The organism is Burkholderia cepacia, assembly GCF_001718835.1.
GTDB classification, from domain to species: domain Bacteria; phylum Pseudomonadota; class Gammaproteobacteria; order Burkholderiales; family Burkholderiaceae; genus Burkholderia; species Burkholderia cepacia_F.
This window is the reverse complement of the sequence record NZ_CP013444.1, coordinates 206,256-227,007: the sequence shown is the minus strand read 5'-3', so window position 1 is coordinate 227,007 and position 20,752 is coordinate 206,256. Positions and strand designations below refer to the sequence as shown.

General features: G+C 64.4%; 18 protein-coding genes. 11 read left to right on the top strand and 7 right to left on the bottom strand.

Going from position 1 to position 20,752, the window contains the following annotated elements:
• Window positions 1-22 precede the first annotated feature (22 nt).
• The 3 genes from WT26_RS37455 to WT26_RS21475 all read right to left on the bottom strand — a co-directional run bounded on the left by WT26_RS37455 (window position 23) and on the right by WT26_RS21475 (window position 2,565).
• On the bottom strand, window positions 23-577 hold the full coding sequence (locus WT26_RS37455; protein WP_155123160.1) for a hypothetical protein: 555 nt from the start codon (window positions 575-577) through the stop codon (window positions 23-25).
• 325 nt (window positions 578-902) lie between these two features.
• On the bottom strand, window positions 903-2,255 hold the full coding sequence (locus tag WT26_RS21480) for a pyridoxal phosphate-dependent decarboxylase family protein (RefSeq protein WP_069273898.1): 1,353 nt from the start codon (window positions 2,253-2,255) through the stop codon (window positions 903-905).
• A 10-nt stretch (window positions 2,256-2,265) separates the two neighbouring features.
• The gene (locus WT26_RS21475) at window positions 2,266-2,565 is read right to left on the bottom strand and encodes an ArsR/SmtB family transcription factor (RefSeq protein ID WP_069273897.1); all 300 of its coding nucleotides are present in this window, start codon (window positions 2,563-2,565) and stop codon (window positions 2,266-2,268) included.
• A 221-nt stretch (window positions 2,566-2,786) separates the two neighbouring features.
• On the opposite strand from WT26_RS21475, the gene WT26_RS21470 reads away from it, so the two are divergent.
• On the top strand, window positions 2,787-3,209 hold the full coding sequence (locus WT26_RS21470) for an NUDIX hydrolase (RefSeq protein ID WP_059716974.1): 423 nt from the start codon (window positions 2,787-2,789) through the stop codon (window positions 3,207-3,209).
• A gap of 70 nt (window positions 3,210-3,279) precedes the next feature.
• On the opposite strand, the gene WT26_RS21465 is transcribed toward WT26_RS21470, so the two are convergent.
• Complete coding sequence (locus WT26_RS21465; protein WP_069270808.1) at window positions 3,280-4,755, bottom strand: PLP-dependent aminotransferase family protein; 1,476 nt, start codon at window positions 4,753-4,755, stop codon at window positions 3,280-3,282.
• A 130-nt stretch (window positions 4,756-4,885) separates the two neighbouring features.
• Here WT26_RS21465 and WT26_RS21460 point away from each other — a divergent pair, with 130 nt between their 5' ends.
• A complete protein-coding gene (locus WT26_RS21460) occupies window positions 4,886-5,362 on the top strand; it encodes a GNAT family N-acetyltransferase (RefSeq protein ID WP_069275104.1) in 477 nt (158 codons plus the stop codon).
• Between the two features lie 16 nt (window positions 5,363-5,378).
• Here WT26_RS21460 and WT26_RS21455 read toward each other — a convergent pair whose 3' ends face one another.
• Both WT26_RS21455 and WT26_RS21450 read right to left on the bottom strand, forming a co-directional pair.
• On the bottom strand, window positions 5,379-6,512 hold the full coding sequence (locus tag WT26_RS21455; protein WP_069273896.1) for a branched-chain amino acid ABC transporter substrate-binding protein: 1,134 nt from the start codon (window positions 6,510-6,512) through the stop codon (window positions 5,379-5,381).
• A gap of 81 nt (window positions 6,513-6,593) precedes the next feature.
• On the bottom strand, window positions 6,594-7,637 hold the full coding sequence (locus WT26_RS21450; RefSeq protein WP_069273895.1) for a histone deacetylase family protein: 1,044 nt from the start codon (window positions 7,635-7,637) through the stop codon (window positions 6,594-6,596).
• Between the two features lie 113 nt (window positions 7,638-7,750).
• Between WT26_RS21450 and WT26_RS21445 the strand changes: the two genes are divergently transcribed.
• The 9 genes from WT26_RS21445 (at window position 7,751) to dbpA (ending at window position 19,839) form a co-directional block, all read left to right on the top strand.
• Window positions 7,751-8,239, top strand: a complete 489-nt coding sequence (locus tag WT26_RS21445; protein WP_069273894.1) for an Lrp/AsnC family transcriptional regulator — start codon at window positions 7,751-7,753, stop codon at window positions 8,237-8,239.
• 46 nt (window positions 8,240-8,285) lie between these two features.
• Window positions 8,286-8,555 carry a hypothetical protein gene (locus WT26_RS21440; protein WP_069273893.1) on the top strand — a complete coding sequence of 90 codons (270 nt, stop codon included), beginning with the start codon at window positions 8,286-8,288 and terminating at the stop codon, window positions 8,553-8,555.
• Between the two features lie 378 nt (window positions 8,556-8,933).
• Window positions 8,934-9,956 carry an IS30 family transposase gene (locus tag WT26_RS21435; protein WP_059807745.1) on the top strand — a complete coding sequence of 341 codons (1,023 nt, stop codon included), beginning with the start codon at window positions 8,934-8,936 and terminating at the stop codon, window positions 9,954-9,956.
• A 113-nt stretch (window positions 9,957-10,069) separates the two neighbouring features.
• Window positions 10,070-13,978 (top strand): type VI secretion system Vgr family protein, encoded by a 3,909-nt coding sequence (locus WT26_RS21430; protein ID WP_080485705.1) that lies wholly within the window; start codon window positions 10,070-10,072, stop codon window positions 13,976-13,978.
• Window position 13,979: 1 nt separating this feature from the next.
• On the top strand, window positions 13,980-14,849 hold the full coding sequence (locus tag WT26_RS21425) for a hypothetical protein (protein ID WP_069270807.1): 870 nt from the start codon (window positions 13,980-13,982) through the stop codon (window positions 14,847-14,849).
• 155 nt (window positions 14,850-15,004) lie between these two features.
• Window positions 15,005-15,817: a hypothetical protein gene (locus WT26_RS37450; RefSeq protein ID WP_069273892.1), complete on the top strand. Its 813-nt coding sequence runs from the start codon at window positions 15,005-15,007 to the stop codon at window positions 15,815-15,817.
• A 463-nt stretch (window positions 15,818-16,280) separates the two neighbouring features.
• Complete coding sequence (gene mqo, locus WT26_RS21415; RefSeq protein ID WP_196774815.1) at window positions 16,281-17,942, top strand: malate dehydrogenase (quinone); 1,662 nt, start codon at window positions 16,281-16,283, stop codon at window positions 17,940-17,942.
• A 308-nt stretch (window positions 17,943-18,250) separates the two neighbouring features.
• A complete protein-coding gene (locus tag WT26_RS21410) occupies window positions 18,251-18,448 on the top strand; it encodes a hypothetical protein (RefSeq protein WP_021157994.1) in 198 nt (65 codons plus the stop codon).
• Window positions 18,445-19,839 carry an ATP-dependent RNA helicase DbpA gene (gene dbpA / locus WT26_RS21405; protein WP_069273890.1) on the top strand — a complete coding sequence of 465 codons (1,395 nt, stop codon included), beginning with the start codon at window positions 18,445-18,447 and terminating at the stop codon, window positions 19,837-19,839. The genes WT26_RS21410 and dbpA overlap by 4 nt, the downstream gene beginning before the upstream one ends.
• 16 nt (window positions 19,840-19,855) lie before the next feature.
• Here dbpA and WT26_RS21400 read toward each other — a convergent pair whose 3' ends face one another.
• Complete coding sequence (locus tag WT26_RS21400; RefSeq protein WP_069273889.1) at window positions 19,856-20,680, bottom strand: phosphate/phosphite/phosphonate ABC transporter substrate-binding protein; 825 nt, start codon at window positions 20,678-20,680, stop codon at window positions 19,856-19,858.
• Window positions 20,681-20,752 lie beyond the last annotated feature (72 nt).

Here is a 20,752-nt window from a genome sequence, read left to right as displayed (position 1 = left end):
GGGTCTTTCGGTTGTTTATGAATCAAAGCGGCGGAGCGATCGTCAGCGTAGTCCCACCGCTTACACTCGTGACACCGCTGCCGGCGCAAGCAGTGAGAAAATCAGGCTGGCTCAAAGACGTGAGCGTGCTGACGCCAACGGCGGATTGACCCTTGAATAATCCCGCGGAAATATTACCCGTTTGCGTAATGACGAAATTCCCGTTGACTGCACTACTCGAAGCGGTATAGCTGAACGTACTGGACTGCCCATTCGACCAGTGGATGATTTTCGTCGCGGGTCCGCCGCCAAGCAACATTTGGCACGATAGATTGGCAACACCTTGAGCGCTCTCGGTGGCCGAGTTGATTCCGGACACCCCCACCACGAGGCACGGCGACAGGCTTGCCGTGTCCGTCACGACAAGGTTCCGCTGGGTATTGGTCAATGCCGGATTGAATGACAACGTCTCGCTTCCGGTACAGATGACGGTTTGCGCGCCTGCCCGTTCGCAAAAACCAGTCAGGGTAACCAGCAGGAATACCGATGCGAACAGTGTTTTGATCGACGAGCGGCCACGTGCTTTTAGCGTCTTCATCACCACCTCCTGGCTTTATTTAAATACTCCGTTAGCGCATTAAAATATGAGTCATTCGCGCGTAAACGAGACTAGCAGCGGGCCGAAGGTGGACAAATAATTTATTGTTATGACGATTGAGGGTGGCACCAGTTCCGATCGATATTCATTAATTCCCGAAAAATATAATTCATCGAATTGAACCGGGAGATCAATTATTGCGAATTGCGCGAGACCTTGATTAATAGCGGGACTGTGCGTATTGGCGAAACTCCGATGGCCGGCGTCGGCCGACCGGCAGCATGGCGGACGGACGTTCGGCCCGCCCGCCGTGCACCCGCCCGGCTTACCCCGCGTGCCGCTTGTACAACCCCGCGAGCAAATCAACGAGCCGATCGATGTGCGCGTCCTCGGTGCGCCACGACGACACGCTGATCCGGAACGCTGGCCGCCCCTGCCACACGGTCGCGCCGAACCACGCGTCGCCCGATGCCTGCGCGGCTTCGAGGATCGCGACGGTCTGCGCGTCCGTAGCGGCGCGCACGAGCACCTGGTTCAGCACGACGCGGTTCAGCACGTCGTAACCGGCCGCACGCAGGCCGTCCGCGACCCGCGCCGCCTGCGCGCAATGCCGCTCGACCATCGTCGCCACGCCGGCGCGGCCGAGCGCACGCAACGCGGCCCACACGGGAATGCCGCGCGCCCGCCGCGAGAATTCGAGGTTGAGATTCATCTGCGCGTCCCGTTCTGCGCTCGAATACACGGCGGCGGCGTTCATCGCAACGGCGAGCGCGTCGGCGTCGCGGCAGATCACCATCGCGCCGTCGTACGGCGTGTTGAGCCACTTGTGGCCGTCGGTCGTCCAGCTGTCCGCGCCGTCGATGCCGTCCGTCAGCGCGCGCTTCGACGATGCGCGCGCCCACAGGCCGAATGCGCCGTCCACGTGCACCCATGCGCCGGCCGCCTTCGCGGGCGGAACCAGCGCCGCGAACGGATCGAATTCACCGGTGTTCACTTCGCCGGCCTGCACGCAGAGGATCGTCATGTCGTCGAGCGGCGGCAACTGGGCAGGGTCGATGCGGCCGTGCGCATCGACCGGCGCGACGACGATGCGCTTCATGCCGAAGCCGAGCACGCGCAGCGCCTTCTTCACGGTGATGTGCGCGAGCGCGGAGATCACGACCTTCACTTCGGGCGCGCCGATCAGCCCGTCCTCGTCGATATCCCAGCCCTTGCGCGCGAGCAGCGCGCGCCGCGCGGCCACCAGCGCGACGAGCGTGCAGGCCGTCGCGCTCGTGCCGAACCCGACCGCGCTGTCGCGCGGCAGATCGAGCGCATCGACGACCCAGCGCGCGGCCTGGCGTTCGATCGTCGCCGCGACCGGCGAATTCGCGTACGACGACGCGCACTGGTCCCACGCGAGCATCAGTCGCTCGGCCGCGGCAGCAGCCGGGAGCGCCGCGCCGATCACGAAGCCGAAGTAGTTCGGGCCGTTCGACGCGACCGTCGCGGGCGAACCGGCGCCGTCGAGCAGGCGCAGCACGTCGTCGCCCGGGCGGCCCGCGTCGGGCAGCGGCTCGTCGAAGGCGACCAGATTCGCCAGCGCGGCGGCATCCGGAAACACGCGGCGCGTGTCCACCGACGTCAGATAGGCGTGCGCGCGCCGGTCGGCGTCGGCCAGCAGTGCAAGTTCGTCCATGTGGGTTCTCTCAGAGTTGCGACAGATCGCGGCCGAGCTGCTGCAGCGCGCCGTCGATCCGCTTGTAGTACGTGAACTTGCCGACGCGGGTCGCCCGCACGAGCCCGGCATCCGCGAGGATGCGCATGTGGCGCGTGGTCGTGGCCGGTGCGATGCCGAGCTTCTCGGTGATGTACGTGCAGCACACGCCGAGCTCGTCGAAGTCGCCGTGCGGCTGCGGCGGGAAATGCTTGCGCGGCTGCTTGAGCCAGCGCATCACGGCCAGACGGCTTTCGTTGGCCAGGGCGCTGATGCGGGTAACGTCGTCCATGGAGTGCGGGTTCGTTTAACGTTTCGAATATTAGCTAAATGACAAAATGTTTGCAATCGACGACGGGCAAAGCGGCATGCGCCGCCGGGCTTCAGCGCGCGGCGATTCTTTCTTTTCGGTAACGGATCCGGCACCGTCATTTCGTCACTACGCGACGCCAAGGCGTGTCATGATTGCCGCTGTCGTCCATCGCAGTCCGCATCGATCGCCCCGCAGCAATCATGAGCTTCCGCCCCGACGCCGCCGCCATCATCCGGGAACGCGCGACCATCGTGTGTCGGCAAGGCACGCGCATCCTGCTCGTCGCGCGCAGGCCGTCCCGCTGGTCGTTGCCGGGCGGCATGGTCAAGCGCCGCGAAGCGCCGCTCGCGGCCGCGCATCGCGAATTGTGGGAGGAAACGGGACTGGTGAACCTGCCGGTCGCCTACGCGTTCCAGTTCGGCGGACTGGCGAAGCTGCACCACGTGTTCGTCGCCGACGTCGCACCCGGCGCCATGCCCCGTGCGCGCAACGAGATCGCGCATTGCAGCTGGTTCGAGCCGTCCGCCGTCGCGTCGCTGCCGACGAGCGTGTCGACACGGACCATCGTCGAACTGGTGAGCGGCCACACGTTCGCTCGCCTCGCGAACGTCGCGGCCTTCTGATCTCCCCGTCTACACGTCGCGCACGACGCCGGCCCGGAAAGGGCGCGGCGTGCAGGCGCGACCGGTCTCGTCAGCCCTCCGCCGCGAGCGCGATCATGTCGCCGATCCGCCGCGCGAGCCGGTCCATCTGCGCGGCCGGCACGCCGCCGTATCCGAGCACGAGACCGTTGTAGCCCTGCTCCGTGCCCGGCATGCAGAACGTCGACAGCGGGCGCAGGATCAGCCCGTGCCGCTGCGCGACGCGGCTGAGCTCGACATCCGCCACCGGCACGTCGAGCCGCGCGGACAGATGCATGCCGCCGGCCCCGCCCGACACCGTCAGGTACGCACCCAGATGCCGCTCGAGCGCATCCTGCAGCGCGGCGCGCCGCTCGTCATACAGCCGGCGCATGCGCCGCAGGTGGCGCGTGAAGTGCCCGGCCTCGATGAAGTCCGCCAGCGCCCGCTGCTCGACCGCGCGCCCGTGCAGCATCAGCGCGCCGGCCGTCTCGCGCAGCACACGCGCGAGCGCCGGCGGCGCGACCAGGAAGCCGATCCGCAGCGCCGGAAACATCACCTTGCTGAAGGTGCCGAGATAGACCACCGGCGCGTCGTCGGCGAGGCCCTGCACCGCCGCGAGCGGCGCGCCGTGATGACGGAACTCGCTGTCGTAGTCGTCCTCGACGATCCACGCGCCGGCCGCGCGCGCCTGCGCGACCAGCGCGAGCCGCCGCTCGAGGCTCATCACCGCGCCGAGCGGATACTGATGCGACGGCGTGATGTAGATCAGCTTCGGCGGGCGATCGCGCCAGTCCTCCGCGCGCGGCGCCAGCCCTTCGGCATCGACGCCGATCGGCGCGACGCGCAGGTCCGCGGCCAGGAACGCATTGCGCGCGCCGTGATAGCCGGGGTTCTCGATCCATGCGGTGTCGCCCGTGTCGGCCAGCGCGCGGGCGCACAGGTCCAGCCCGTTCTGCGTGCCGTCGGTGACGACGATCTGCTCCGCGCCGCAGCGCACCCCGCGCGACACGCGCAGGTAGCCGGCGATCGCCTCGCGCAGCGTCGCATCGCCCGCCGGGGACTGGTAGCCGAGCTGCACGGGCCCGGCCTCGCGCCACGCGCGCTCGACGCAGCGCCGCCATTGCGCGAGCGGGAATTCGTCGAGCGCGGGCGTGCCGGGCACGAACGGCAGCGATTCGTCGATGCCGTCGGCCGCGCGCACGACGTGCGCGACGCGCCGCGACAGCCGCACGGCATCGCCGCCCGCGCCGGCCGTCTCGACCGGCGGACGACGCAGCCCCACGCGCGCGACCACCGTGCCCTGCCGCGTGCCGCTCACGAAGCCTTCCGCGGCCAGCCGCTCATACGCGTACAGCACCGAATTGCGCGCGATGCCGAGTTCGTCCGCCAGCGTGCGCGACGGCGCGAGGCGCGCGCCTTCCGCGATCCTCCCGTCGAGAATCGCGGTGCGCAGGCATGCGTACAGCCGATGCTGCTGCGACATCCGCGCGGGGCCGTGCCGCCCGCCTTCGCGTTCGAACATCGACAGCAATACGCCGTAGTCCATCGTGGCTCCAGGATTCGTGTTAGACATGGGTCTATACATGGTGCCACGATTTTTCTATCGTAAACGCCTGCGCCGCTTCCGCTCACGCCGAAGGCGGTGACAATTCCACGCCAACGAGAGGTCGATGCAGATGAACGCTGCCGATGCGAGCCTGACCGTACGCCCTGTCCGCGAGGACGACTACGAGCGCTGGCTGCCCTTGTGGGACGGCTATAACCGCTTCTACGGCCGCTTCGACGATACGGCCCTGCCGATCGAAGTGACGAAGCTCACGTGGTCGCGCTTCTTCGACGGCTACGAGCCCGTCCATGCTTTCGTCGCGGAACGTGACGGCAAGCTCGTCGGGCTCGTGCACTTCCTGTATCACCGCAGCACGACGCTGATCGGCCCGACCTGCTACCTGCAGGACCTGTTCACGCTCGACCGCGAGCGCGGCAAGGGCGTCGGCCGCGCGCTGATCGAAGCCGTGTATGCGGCCGCGCGCAGCGCGCGGGCGGAACGCGTGTCCTGGCAGACGCACGAATCGAACCATACGGCGATGCGCCTCTACGACACCGTCGCGGAAAAATCCGGCTTCGTGATCTACCGGAAGATGCTGGCCCGGTAAGCGGCGGGAAGCCGCGTCACATCCGGACGACGTCGAGCAGCACCTTCTTCCCCGCCTGGTACGAGTACACGGAAATCGCGCCATGCCTCAGGTCGCCCTGCGGCGTGAAGCTCGTTTCGCCGATCACGCCGCGATAGTCGGTGGCCGGCATCGCGGCCAGCACCTTCGCCGCATCGGTCGCGTTCGCGCGCTTCATCGCGTCGACGATGATGTACACCGCGTCGTACGAGAACGGCGCATACACCTGCATCGGCTGGTGGTAGCGCGCTTCGTAGCGCTTCGCGAACGCCGCGCCGCCCGGCATCTTCTCGAGCGCGATACCGGCTTCGGAGCACACGACGTTGTCGGAGGCCGGGCCCGCGAGCTTCGGCAGGTCGGTCGAACACACGCCGTCGCCGGCGAGGATCTTCGCGCGCATGCCGAGCTGGCGCGCCTGCTTCGCGAGCGGGCCGCCGGTTGCGTCCATTCCGCCGTACATGATCGCGTCCGGGTTCGCGCCCTTGATCTTCGTGAGGATCGCGCGGAAGTCGATCGCCTTGTCGTTGGTCGCGTCGCGCGACACGACCTTCATGCCGGCTGCCGTCGCGGCCTTCTCGAACTCGGTCGCGAGGCCCTGACCGTACGCGGTCGAATCGTCGACCACGGCGACCGTCCTGATGCCCATGCGCTTGGCCGCATAGGCGGCGAGCGCCGGCCCCTGCTGCGCGTCGGTCGCGACGACGCGATAGGTCGTCTTGAAGCCCTGCTGCGTGTACGTCGGGTTGGTCGCGGCCTGCGAGATCTGCACGACGCCGCCGTCGCGATACACGCGCGACGCCGGAATCGACGTGCCCGAGTTGTGATGGCCGACGACGCCGATCACCTTGTCGTCGACGAGCCGCTGCGCGACCTGCGTCGCGGTGCGCGGATCGCCCGCGTCGTCCTGCGCGTCGAGCTGCAGCGTGACCTTCCTGCCGCCGATCACGAGCCCCTTCGCATTGATTTCCTCGACCGCGAGGCGCGCGCCGTTCTCGCTGTCCTTGCCGAGATGCGCGATCGCGCCGGTCAGCGGCGCGACGTGGCCGATACGCACGATCTCGTCCGCGCGCGCGGACAGCGCGCAGGTCGCGGCGGCGGCTGCGGCCAGTGCGTGCTTGTGATGTCGGGTCATCCTTGTCTCCTGGTGGGTAGGTTTTTCGTGCGGCGTTTGCGGCAGCTGGGGGCCGACTTTGAATCTGTCAGCGCAGAACGATCACGCGCGCCCTTCGAAGCCGAGCAGCACGTTCACCGCATTGATACCGATTTCGTCGACCATGTAGCCGCCCTCCATCACGAACAGCGTCGGCAGGTTCAGGCGCGCGAGCGCTTCGCCGATCCGCAGGTAGTCGGGCGAACGCAGCTTGAAATGGCTGATCGGGTCGTGCTCGAACGTGTCGACGCCGAGCGACACGACCAGCAGGTCGGGCGCGTGCGCCGCGATCGCCGTCGCGGCGCGGCCGAGCGCTTCGTCGTACGTGCTCCAGAGCGTGCCCTTCGGCAGCGGCAGGTTCAGGTTGAAGCCCTCGCCGGTGCCCGAACCGCGCTCGTCCGCGTAGCCGGAGAAGTACGGGTACGACACCGACGGTTCGCCGTGCAGCGACGCGAACAGCACGTCCGAGCGCTCGTAGAAGATGTCCTGCGTGCCGTTGCCATGGTGGAAGTCGACGTCGAGCACCGCGACGCGCGCGGCGCCGCTCGCGATGCCGTGCTGTGCGGCGATCGCCGCGTTGTTCAGGTAGCAGTAGCCGCCCATGTATTCGCGACCCGCATGATGGCCGGGCGGGCGGCACAGCGCGAACGCCGCGCGTGCGCCTGGCGCACCATTGGATAGCAGGTCGGCGCCGGTGAGTGCCGAGTTCGCGCTCGCGCTCACGGCGTCCCACGTGCCGGCGTTGATCGGCGCGCCGGCGTCCATCGCGTAGAAGCCGAGCTTGCCGTCGATGAACGCGGGCGGCGTCGCGGCGGCCGGCATCGCGCGCACCGGCCACACGAGCGGCAGTGCCTGGCAGGTACGGCCGGTCGCGGTCCATTCGTCCCATGCGCCGGCGAGGAAGTCGACATAGCGCACGCTGTGCGCGGCCGCGTAGTGCGCGCGGTCGAACGGCTTCGGCGCGATGACGTCGCCCAGGCCTGCGGCACGCACCTGCGCGAGCACCGTCTCGGCGCGCAGGGGGTTTTCGAACGAATCGGTGATCGCGCCGTCCTTCAGTTCGACGCCGCGATGCAATTGGTGATCGCTGCTGTAGACCGTGAGCATGGTTGACCGTTGCGGTGAGGGTGGCAACAGTTTATTGACCGTCACCGGCAATAGCTTTGCTTTCCGCGCGTCTTTCATACAATTTTGAGAAAACCGCCTACGGAATCCCGGAAATGAGCAAAAATCGCGCTTCGGTCGAACTGGATGGCGTGGACCGCGCCATGCTGCGTCTGCTGCAGGACGACGGCGCGCTGTCGAACGCGACGCTCGGCGAGAAGCTGTCGCTGAGCGTCACGCCCTGCTGGCGCCGCCGCAAGCGGCTCGAGGACGAAGGCGTGATCACCGGCTACCAGGCGAACCTCGATCGCCGCGCGCTCGGCATGAACGTGTTCGCGTTCGTGCAGGTGACGTTCAACATGCACTCCGACCAGGATTCCGATCACTTCGAGGAGGTGATGCGACGGCACGACGAAGTAACGTCGTGCCACAAGATCACCGGCGCGGCCGACTACATCCTGCAGGTGGTCGCGGCCGATCTCGACGCGTATGCGGATTTCGTCGAGCGCGTGCTCCGCAAGCAGGCCGGGGTTTCGTCGATCCAGTCGAGCCTCGCGTTGCGCGAGGTGAAGTTCTCGTCGCGCGTGCCGGTGCCGGAGGAATGAGCGGCGGCGTCACGACACCTATCCTCATTTCACGGAGCACAACCCTATGAAGCGTTTCATCCCGTCAGTCTCGCTGGCAGCAGCAATCGCGTTCGCATTGAGCGCATGTGCTGCACAACCGACTCCGCCTGCGCAGGCGTCCGCACCGATCGTCGGCGCCGACCGCGACGCGCACGGCTGCATCGGCTCGGCCGGCTATTCGTGGTGCGAACAGACCAGGCAGTGCGAGCGCCCGTGGGAACTGGCAAAGCGGAAGGGCTTCGCGAATTCGGCGGAGGCGTTCGCGCAATACTGCCGCAACGGCTCCGCCAACTGAGCCTGACGCGAGTCGCCGCGATCGTTTCGCGGCACTCGTGCAAGAACCGCGCGCGATCCGGTCGACGATCGCGCCGACGTCCCCTCCGGCAACCTCTCGGTCACACCGAATCCCCCGCTGAACACGCCGCGCACGACGCCGATCCGAAGGTTTCCTATTGATCGGTGTTCAAGACTCATACATGCACCGGGACCATGCTCTACTTCGCCTCTGGATATCGAATAAACGAATGAAACAGAGTGCGAATAATCTCAATTGGCTTTAAAAAAATTCTGATATGTTCGAAATTCTCATGGCATAACTAACCATATTCATCACAAACCGTTGGCGGCCTCAAATCTGAAGTGCAACACTCTCGCCATCCGGTAATGTCCGCGAATGGCAAAGAGAACGTACCAACAACTGCAACCTGAAGAACGTATGCGAATCGATTTCTGGCGGGACGAAGGCTTGAGCTTGCGGGCGATCGCCCGCAAGCTCAAGCGCGCGCCGTCGACGCTCAGTCGCGAGTTGGCCCGCAATACCCAATCCAACGGCCTGTACTGCCCGCGCGCCGCGCAGGCATCTCGCGACGCGCGCCGACAGGCTGGACGGCCGGATCCGAAGCTCGCACCAGATTCGATCCTTTGGGGCCTCGTTCGTCGCTTGCTTTGCGAACGTCAGTGGTCGCCGCAGGAAATCGCCGGTACTCTGAAGCGTGTCTTTCCCGACGACCCGAGCCTGCACGTGTCCCACGAAACGATTTACAACGCCATCTACGCCCAGCCTCGCGGCGAGTTGCGCCGCGAACTGATTGCCTGCCTGCGCCAGCATCGCAACAAACGCCTGCCGCGATCGCGTGGCGCCGATCGGCGCGCGACGATTCCCGACATGATCAGCATCCACGTGCGTCCGCCCGAAATCGATGATCGCCTCATGCCGGGCCATTGGGAGGGCGACCTTATCAAGGGTGCCGAGAACAAATCGTCGGTGGCCGTGTTGGTCGAACGCATGAGCCGCGCCGTCCTGCTGGCGAAGATGCCCGACGCGACGGCCGCTTCGGCGCTGGCCGCGTTCACGACCAAGCTGCAATCGCTCGTCGAACCGCTGCGCCAGACGCTGACCTACGATCAAGGTCGCGAGATGGCGCGACACGCCGAACTGAGCGCCGCGACCAATGTGCGCGTCTATTTCTGTGATCCGCACAGCCCTTGGCAACGCGGCACCTGCGAAAACACCAACGGCCTGCTGCGGCAGTACCTGCCAAAAGGCACTGATTTGTCCGTCTACTCTCAAGATGACCTCGACGCCATTGCCGACAAACTCAATACCCGACCGCGCGCCACACTGAACTGGCACACCCCTCTGGAAATCCTTGCCCAAGTCCTGGCTAACCCCATAGACCGGCTTCCCGTTCAGTAACCCGCGAGTTGTTGCACTTCGCCCTTGAAACCGCCGTTAATTCTCATCTCGAAAATTGCACGGCGTTTCGTTGCGAGGTAAAAGAACGCTTTCATTCCTCGCGCGAGTCGTTGATGAAAAACGAGCAAGACCGTGACACGGTCCGTTTGGGCGACACCATCGACCCCGGCGGCAACGTCAGATTGACGCTCCCCCAGTCGCGTACGCTGTCGATTTCCGGCGCGGCGCTGCCGACTTATGGCGTCGACGGACTGCCGGTATTCGTTCCGGTGCGATTGCAGGGGAGGGAAACGATCGGTCGCATCGACCAATGTCATTATCTGGTCACGCTGCGAACCGACGACGCCTATGCATTCTCGCCGAGCGGAACGGCCGATCTCGAACTCGACACGATGGTGGGCACCGAAGCGACCGTATTGATCGAGCTCGAAGGCAAGCCGGGCCTTGCCGGCCATGCCGGACTCGCCGACATCGGCGCGAATGCACGCGAAATCACCGGGCTGATCGAGGCGGCCCGGCTTGTCGGTCAGGATCGGCATTCGATCCTGTATGAGCTGGAACTGCGTCCGTGGCTCTATCGTGCGACGCTGACGCAAGACTGCCGCCTGTTTCAGGACATGAGCGTGGTCGAGATCACCGACTCGGTTCTCGCCAAATATCCATACCGGGTCGACAAGCGTCTGGCCGGTGTGTCTCGCGGCATCTACCCGAAGCGGGACTTGCAGCGTCAGGCGTACGAGACGGACTGGGCGTTCCTGCAACGCCTATGGGAAGAATGGGGGATCTGGTGGTGGTTCGAGCACGACGACGGCCATCATCGTCTGGTCTTGTGCGACACGATGGGCGGCCACCAACCGCACGGCGCGGCCTATGAGACGCTGCGCTACCTGCCGCCCGACGGCAAGCGCATCGACGAAGAGCACATTCATGCGTTGTCGGTGACAAGCCGGCTCACGTCCGGACGCGTGACCGTGACGGACTACGACTACACGCGTCCGCGAGCGAAGCTGACCGTCACCGAAGCCAATCCGCGCGACACCGCGAGCGCGGACGGCGAAATCTACGCGTGGGGTGACTACGGCCAGCCGCTGGCCGGCGCGCACGGTCTCGCGGGCCAGCCGAACGATACTGATGTGGAAGCGCGCCATTTCGCACGCGTGCAGCTCGAGGCGAAGCGTTGTGCGGGACTACGCGCCCATGGCGCGGGCAACCTGCGCGGGCTGACGGTGGGCCGCACCTTTACCCTGACGGGCTACCCGCAGCAGGCGGCCAACCGCGAATACGTGGTGGTGTCGTCCACGCTCGACATCGAGGAAATCGGTGATCGCACGGGAACCGGGCAGACCTATCGCGCCGAAGCGCAGTTCGAACTGCTGCCGGCAAACGAGCCGTTCCGGCTCGCGAGAAGCGTGCGGAAACCGTGCCTGTCCGGCCCGGAGAAGGCCATCGTCGTCGGCCCGGCCGGACAGGAGGTCTGGACGGACCAATACGGCCGGGTCAAGGTGCAGTTCGGGTGGGATCGTCACGGCAAGCTGGACGAGCATTCCGGAATCTGGCTGCGCGTGCTGTCGCCGTGGCAAGGCATTGAGATGGGGGCGACGTTCCTCCCGCGCGTCGGTCACGAGGTCGCCGTGGAGCACTACTACGGCGACCCGGATTTGCCCGTGATCGTCGGCAGCGCCGTGAACGCGTTCCACCAACCGGCGCTGGACCTGCCGGACAACCAGGCGGTAACGGTGCTGCGCGGCCGGGAGTTTCAAGGCACGGCGTCCGGCCACGTGGCGATCGACGACACGCAGGGACAAATCCAGACGCAGATCGCGAGCGATGCGGGCGCGTCTCAACTCAGTCTCGGGAATCTCCGGCGCATCGTGAGGAAAAAAGGCCGCGCGGATGCGCGCGGCAAGGGCTTCGAACTGCGCACGGATTTTTGGGGCGTGGTGCGGGCGTTGAGGGGCCTGTTCGTCACGACGGACGGCCAACCGGGCGGCGCGGGTCATGCGAAGGAAGCGCGCGACGCGGTCAGCCGGCTCACGCAAGCGCGCGAGTTGCAGGAGAGCCTGTCCGGGCTGGCGCAACGGCATGACGCGCAGCAGCGTGACGCCGACCAGAGCGACGTGGCGAAGGCCATCAAGGCGCGCAACGATGCGATTCGGGGAAAGCCGTCCGGCGGCGAACACGATTTTCCGGAACTGGCGGAGGCCGACTTGGTGCTGTCGTCAGCGGCGGGAATCAGTCTCGCGGCGGAACGCAGCGCCCATATCGCGAGCAACGAGGATGTCGCCGTGACGAGCGGCCGGCATGTGGGTCTGGCGGTCGGCCGGTCGCTGTTCGCGAGCGTGGCGAATGCGCTCTCGTTGTTCGTGCACAAGGCGGGGATGAAGCTGGTTGCCGCCGCCGGCAACGTGCGCATCGAGGCGCAGACCGATGGCATCGACATGACGGCCAAGCAGGCGGTCACGATCACGAGCACGACCGATCGCATTCATCTCCATGCAGCGAAGGAGATCGTGCTGCACGCGGGCAGTACGGAAGTGCGCATCAGCGAACGGGGCTACGTGGTGCGCACCGCCGGCGAACACACGGTCCATGCAGGCAGTCATCAGGCCGACGTTCCCCAGACGCGGCCGATGCGCTTGCCGGTCACGCCGGACAATCCGGGGCGGTTTGCCGCGCACTTCGTGTTGATGGAACACGCCGGCGGCTTCGCGCTGCCGCGGCAGCCTTACCGGATCACGCTCGATAACGGACGCGTGATCGAGGGGGTGAGTAACGCGCGTGGCGAAACGGCGCTGGTTACCGACCATGACATCACGTTTGGGACGGTCGAGCTGCTGGCGGCAAGCGACCCGGACAAGGTGATTGCGGTCAATCATGCGGCGATCGTGCGCGACATCGCGACACCCTATGCCGCCACGGCACCGAATGCCGACAAACGGACCGCGAAGATCAGGGGCAAGACGGCGAGCACGCCGGAGCAGGGGGCCACGTCCGAGAATCAACAACCCATGTTCGCGACTTGCGATCCGCTCAACTTCGGGCTGCGCTTCCATCACTTCATCAACGGGGCCAGGCAGAGCGATGTGCGGGCGAATCGGCCGCGCAACGATGTCGTGTATCCGGTGACGAAGGCCTATACGGCGGCGATCAAGGCGGCACTCAAGAGCATTCCGTGGAGTCAGTTCAAAACGGTAGGCGGTGGAATATCAAGTGGATTGAAAGACAAGATTGTCGATACAGTCGGTGAAATATTGAGCGCAGCGTTAGCCTCTGGGCCATTTGGTTTGCCAAAAGGCAATGTTAATGATGCGATGCAGTCAAACGGAGCGATGCCACGCATTGATATCGTCAACGCGCTGCATGGGCAAGCCCAATACAACATGCGCCCCAATGTCAGCGCATCATTTACCCAGAAAAACTGGGCCATGGCCATTCAGGAAAAGGAGGTCACCAAGATTATTGAGGTTGCGGATGATGCGGAGGCGCTGGACGGTCAATTGAAGGCATTTGCTGACATGCTTTATCACGAGGCACGGCATTGCCAGCAAGCGTTTTGGATGATGGCGCTGCTTCAGCAACATCCAAAGGATTACGAAAAATTTACGCAGATTCTCAAAATGTATAAAGCGTATACGAAAAAATGTGCCTATGATGCAGCCCAAAAAATCAACATTCCCGATGACAATCTTGTTACCACTGGATTGCATCGAATGTTGATGTTCCACTACTACTGGATGATTTCATACATGCAAGACCAAGCGGGTGGAACTTATGTGAAACCAGATGTGCCAATTGCGCAGGCTGAAGTGTGCAAGTTGCTGAACGTGTCGCCCGAGACGGCAGCAAAAATGGTGAGTTTCGAAGAAGGCTACCGGAGCCAGTTACATGAAGAAGATGCCTATGCGTGCGCGGATGTGGTGCAGGCCTATTGGGACCGTGGTGATCGCGCTCTTGTGTTCAACCCAGGTACATGCACAGACAAGTATGAGGCTGCCATCAGAGCCGTTGGCGCAAGGAGTTGAGATGCAACATCAAGCGGAAGAACAGCGTGCGATGGTGCGCAGCATCCTGAAAACGGCGATGGCGATCCTGCGCGATGACAAATCATTCGATCCGGGAAACACAGTCCTCGGACGGGTGTACGCGGCGAAGCCACATCTTCCTGCCGAAGGAAAACTTTACCGTTATGTCAATCCAGTGTTACCTGACACGAGAATTGAATTTTCTACTGGTGATGACCCAGAAGATTTTAGTGCTGATCGTTCCAAGGTGAAGATCGTCCCGGCAGGCGTGACGATTCGGTTAAGCCCGATGCTCGCTGATTTACCCGAGACGGAAATCAAAGATCTTCTTCAGTTGGAGGACTATTGGGTAGATTCAGATGGGAAGCGTGAATACGGCAACGAGATGATGGTACGCACTCCGGATATGCCAAACTTGCAATCCTTTCGCTATCGGTCAAAAGATATTCCGGGCAGCAAGTTTCCAGTTGATGTTGAACTCTTTTACGCAAATCCATTGGACGGTTCGTTTCCTCCGATGCTGACCGAAATCGAGATAAGCCGAGCATACAAGATTTTGACGCCCGCCGAACGTAAACAACGTCGCCTTGAAGAGCGGCAGGCAAAGCGGCAGAAATACGGGGAGATGAACCTGTGCACGGGTATGCTCTGTCCTGAAACGGGGTTATGGCAGGGATACGCCAAGACCTCTAACCCGAATCGCTTGGTGGTCCGGAAAGGGCAAAGATTTCCCATGGTCCGCACGTTGACGCATCAGGAGGAACACGCACAACGGCGGCGCAGCGAGCTCGTAGCAGGTCAATGGATGTGGTTGAGGGAGGAGTCCGAGCATCCAATATGGTGGATGATTGATCCGGAATCGGAGACATGAGCTGCAACGTAGCCCAAATTCAATTTCGAAATGAGCGTATCCATGTGAGATCCCACCTGTCGATTTTGCATGCCTAGGCATACGGGCTGTTTGAGTTTCGCCCGAGACGGCAGAAAAAATGGTGAGTTTCGAAGAAGGCTACCGGAGCCAGTTACATGAAGAAGATGCCTATGCGTGTGCGGATGTGGTGCACGCCTATTGGGACCGTGATGATCGCGCTCTTGTATTCAACCCAGGTACATGCACAGACAAGTATGACGCTGCCCTCAGAGCCGTTGGCGCAAGGAGTTGAGATGCAACATCAAGCGGAAGAACAGCGTGCGATGGTACACAACATCCTGAAGACGGCGATGGAGATTCTGCGCGATGATAAGCCATTTGATCCATCAAATACCGTCTTTGGTCGCATCATCGATACGGAGCCTCACTATCGATCGAAAGGACTGCGCTATCTTTACGCCACTCGGGTGTCGCCCTCAACTACAGTTGCCTTTTCGACATTCGACGACCCCGAAAATTACAGCGCCGATCGTTCGAAGGTGAAGATCGTCCCAACTGGATTGGTCATGCGGTTAAGTCCAATGCTTGCTGGTATGCCGAATACGGAAATTGAATTGCTGCTACAACTGGATAACTACTGGGTCGATTCAAACGGAAAGCGACATTATGAAAACGAGATACCGGGTCGCCATCCTCAAACTCCAAATTTGCAGAATTTCCGTTACCGCGCGAAAGATATTCCCGGTAGCAAATTTTCCGTCAATGTCGAACTCTTTTACGCAAATCCGGTGGACGGCTCCTTTCCCCCGAAACTGTCCGAAATCACGATAACGCGCGCCTACAAGATTTTGACCCCCGAGGAACGCAAACAGCGCCGACTCGAACAACAGCAGGCAAATCGCCAGAAATACGGCGAGATGCCCCCCGCCCCCGAGACGACAACGCAGCCCGCATCTCCGCCGATGTAGCAGCACCTTTGACGCGTGATCGACGCTCCATCCCCCGGAACAACACCTCGACTTCCCTGGTTTTTTCCGTCGCCGCCGCCCGTCATTCCGGAAACCCGGACACGCAAAAAACCCCACGAAAACAACGGTATTTTTCGTTTGTGACACAGCAAACGAGTTCGGTTACATTACGCGCCCCTTGCCACCCCGCCCCCGGCGAAAGCGTCGCGTGCGGCCCGTTCCGCCGCAGCCTGAAACCCCAACCGCTCAGGCTTGCCGCAAGGGCCCGGGCGCAATGCGCGCCCACGCGACGCAGGTGATTGCGTGCCTGCCGCGAGTCGCTCCGAAGGTCTCCTTCGCACCGGCTTCGCGTGCGCAAATGCAACGTCCGCCCGCGCCAATCCGGAATTCCGGATTCGCGATCCGGATCTCCGGATGCGTGTATCGCCCCGGCCGGGCGGCATGGCAAACCGATGCATCCAAGTTGAAAAAGGGATCTGCTGTGATCAAAACGTTACGGGTAATACTGTCGGCGCTCGCGCTGTGCGTCGCCGCGTCGTCCGCGCACGCCGCCGATACGAAGAAGGTCGACGTCCTGCTGGTGGGCGGCGGCATCATGAGCTCGACGCTCGGCGTCTGGCTGCACGAGCTTCAACCGGACTGGTCGATGACGATGGTCGAGCGCCTCGACGGCGTCGCGCTGGAAAGCTCGAACGGCTGGAACAACGCCGGCACCGGCCACTCGGCGCTCGCCGAACTCAACTACACGCCGGAGAAGGCGGACGGCAAGGTCGACATCTCGAAGGCCATCGAGATCAACGAGTCGTTCCAGATCTCGCGCCAGTTCTGGGCGTGGCAGGTCAGGCAGGGTGTGCTGAAGAACCCGCATTCGTTCATCAACTCGACGCCGCACATGAGCTTCGTGTGGGGCGACGACAACGTCCGCTTCCTGAAGAAGCGCTACGAGGCGCTGCAGGCCAGCCCGCTGTTCCGCGGGATGCAGTATTCGGAAGACTACGACCAGATCAAGCAGTGGGTGCCGCTGATGATGGAAGGTCGCGACCGCAACCAGAAGGTCGCGGCGACGTGGACGCCGATCGGCACCGACGTGAACTTCGGCGAGATCACGCGCCAGTTCGTCGGCTACCTGAAGACGCAGCCGAACTTCACGCTGTCGCTGTCGAGCGAAGTGCGCGAGATCTCGCGCAATGCCGACGGCACGTGGCACGTGTCGTGGGTGAAGCTGCACTCGGATGAACCGCCGCAGGCCGTCGACGCGAAGTTCGTGTTCATCGGCGCGGGCGGCGGTGCGCTGCACCTGCTGCAGGCGTCGGGCATCCCCGAGGCGAAGGACTACGGCGCGTTCCCGGTCGGCGGCTCGTTCCTCGTGACGGACAACCCCGAGGTCGTGAAGCAGCATCTCGCGAAGGCGTACGGCAAGGCGTCGGTCGGCTCGCCGCCGATGTCGGTGCCGCACCTCGACACGCGCATCATCGACGGCAAGAAGATCATCCTGTTCGGGCCGTTCGCGACGTTCTCGACCAAGTTCCTGAAGAACGGTTCGTACTTCGACCTGCTCAAGAGCACCAACACGCACAACGTCGCGCCGATGATGCGCGTGGGCGTCGACGAATTCCCGCTGGTGCAGTACCTCGCCGGCCAGCTGATGCTGTCCGACGACGACCGCTTCAACGCACTGAAGGAATACTTCCCGAACGCGAAGAAGGAAGACTGGCGCCTGTGGCAGGCCGGCCAGCGCGTGCAGATCATCAAGCGCGACCCGGTGAAGGGCGGCGTGCTGAAGCTCGGCACCGAGATCGTCAGCTCGCAGGACGGCAGCATCGCGGGCCTGCTCGGCGCATCGCCGGGCGCGTCGACGGCCGCGCCGATCATGCTGAACCTGATGAAGAAGGTGTTCAAGGACAAGGTCGCGACGCCCGAGTGGCAGCAGAAGATCCGCCAGATCGTGCCGAGCTACGGCACGAAGCTGAACGACAGCCCGGCGAAGGTTGTCGAGGAATGGACGTATACGAGCGACGTGCTGCAGCTCTCGCCGCCGCCGAAGATCGACGTCACCGCGCCGGCGCACCCGGCGCCGGACGCACCGGCGCGGCCCGCGAAAGCCGCGAACGACATGGCGCTCTGATGCGCTGAGCGGCACCATGCGCGATTCGAACGGCCATCCGCGAGGATGGCCGTTTTTACTTGTGCGGGCCGCGCCCCTGCCGCCTCGTCTCGCGCACGTTCGCGGCACGCGCGGTATCCGCTAGAATTGCGCCACGCACGATTCCGCGATCGCGCCCCGATCCATCATCCACCCCGACGAGCCATCACGCGAACGGCCGCACCGCGCCCCGCCCTTTCACGCGGACGCCGCGCGCCACGACCGCGCAATTCCGGCGCCCTCACCCGACACGCCGGGGCGCCCAACCGAATTCAGCTGGAGAAAAATCCGTGTTTACCTGCCGAAACCAGAGCTGCGGCACGCAGTGGGAACAGTCCGACGTCGTCATCAAGGACGAAGGCCAGGGGCTGCTGTTCCGCTGCCCGCTGTGCGGCGCCCGCAACTACCTCGAGCGCTTCGAGGACGATGAAGGCAACGTCGCCTACGAACAGATGGAAGGCAAGCCTTACCTCGGAGACCTCGAATGACCCAGCCGACCGCCACGCCCTTCAGCGCGCTGCCGCTGACGCCGGCCACGCTCGCCAACCTCGCCCAGCTCGGTTATGTCGACATGACGCCGATCCAGGCCGCGAGCCTGCCGATCGCGCTGGCCGGCCAGGACCTGATCGCGCAGGCGAAGACGGGCAGCGGCAAGACCGCCGCGTTCTCGCTCGCGCTGCTGGCCCGCCTCGACGCGCGCCGCTTCGACGTGCAGGCGATGATCCTGTGCCCGACGCGCGAACTCGCCGACCAGGTCGCGCAGGAAGTGCGCCGCCTCGCGCGCGCCGAAGAGAACGTGAAGGTGCTGACGCTCTGCGGCGGCACGCCGATGCGCCCGCAGGCGCAGAGCCTCGAGCACGGCGCGCACATCGTCGTCGGCACGCCGGGCCGCATCATGGATCACCTCGATCGCGGCAACCTGAAGCTCGACGCACTGAACACGCTGGTGCTCGACGAAGCCGACCGGATGCTCGACATGGGCTTTTTCGACGATATCGCGAAGGTCGCGCGGATGTGCCCGACGACGCGCCAGACGCTGCTGTTCTCCGCGACCTATCCCGACGGCATCGCGAAGCTGAGCCAGCAGTTCCTGCGCAATCCGAAGGAAGTGAAGCTCGAGGAGCGTCACGACAACAGCAAGATCCGCCAGCGCTTCTACGAAGTGACGGAGAACGAGCGTCTGCATGCGGTGGGCCAGTTGCTGAACCATTACCGGCCGGTAAGCACGATCGCGTTCTGCAACACGAAGCAGCAGTGCCGCGACCTGCTCGACGTGCTGCACGCGCAGGGCTTCCACGCGCTCGCGCTGCACGGCGAGCTCGACCAGCGCGAGCGCGACCAGGTGCTGATCCAGTTCGCGAACCGCAGCTGCTCGGTGCTGGTGGCAACCGACGTCGCCGCGCGCGGGCTCGACATCGCGCAGCTCGAGGCCGTGATCAACGTCGACGTGACGCCCGATCCCGAAGTACACGTGCACCGCATCGGCCGGACGGGCCGCGCGGATCAGGACGGCTGGGCGCTGAGCCTCGCGAGCATGGACGAGATGGGCCGCGTCGGGGCGATCGAGCAGGCGCAGAAGCGCGACGTCGAATGGCATCCGCTCGCCGAGCTGAAGGCCGACGCCAACGAACCGCTGCTGCCGCCGATGGAAACGCTGCAGATCCTCGGCGGGCGCAAGGACAAGATCCGCCCGGGCGACGTGCTCGGCGCGCTGACCGGCGACGCCGGGTTCGACGGCAAGCAGATCGGCAAGATCAACGTGACCGAGTTCTCGACCTATGTCGCGATCGAGCGCGGCGTCGCGCGCGACGCGCTGCGCAAGCTCAATGCGGGGAAGATCAAGGGCAAGCGGGTCAAGGTCCGGTTGATGGACGAGTGACGCCGGGCGGGCTGCTTCAACCCAGCGCAGGGTAGCCGAGCGCCGCGGCCTCGGTCGCGAACCGTTCGATCGCCGCGTAGTCGTCCGGCGCGAGGCGCTCGAACCCGCGCAACCGCAGCACGCGCGCGCGCTCGGCATCAACCGCGACGGCATAATCGAGCGCGTCGCGCAACAGCACCGCCTGCGCAGCGCCGAGCGCGCGCGACGCGATCAGCGGCAGGCCCGGCGCCGGCGCGGTCACGCCGATCGCGCGCACGCCGTGCAGCAAGCCGGGCAGCGCGTCGCGCACGTATGCAAACGTCACGCAGTCGATCGCCGCGCAATCCGCCTCTTCCGCAGCCAGTGCGCGCAGCACGTTCAGGTGCGAACCGAACGGCGCCGCCGACGCGAAGAAGCGCCCGCCGCGCGCATGCGGCGCGACCGCATGCCGGAATGCGTTCATCCCGCTGTGGGAGTCTTCGCCATTGAATGCGGCCCGCACCCCCCGGCAGGCGGCGAGCGTCGTCGCGCCGCCCGCATGGGCGCGCGCCGACACGACCAGCACGCTGCGGTATTGCGCGCCGTCGCAGCCTTCCACGTCGAAAGCGGGCGTCGCGATCAGCCGCACGGCATCGCCGAGCCCGAGCATCCGGTACGGGTAGCCGCAGGTCTGCGACAGCAGCAGATCGTCGCGTCGCCAGAAGGACGGCAGCTCGCCGAACGGTTCGGCGGGCAGCGCGACGTCGGCGGGCCCGCCCGCGTTGGCGAACGCATCAAGCGCGTCGCGCAGCAGCGCGCGCCACAGCGCATCGTGGCGCGGCGTCACGTTGTACATCGGCAGGGCGGCGATCCATTGGCTCATGCGGGCATTCTACGCAGGATCGCTTGTCCCGGCGCCCGAGATAAGCAAATGCGAATCGATTGGTTGGCCGGC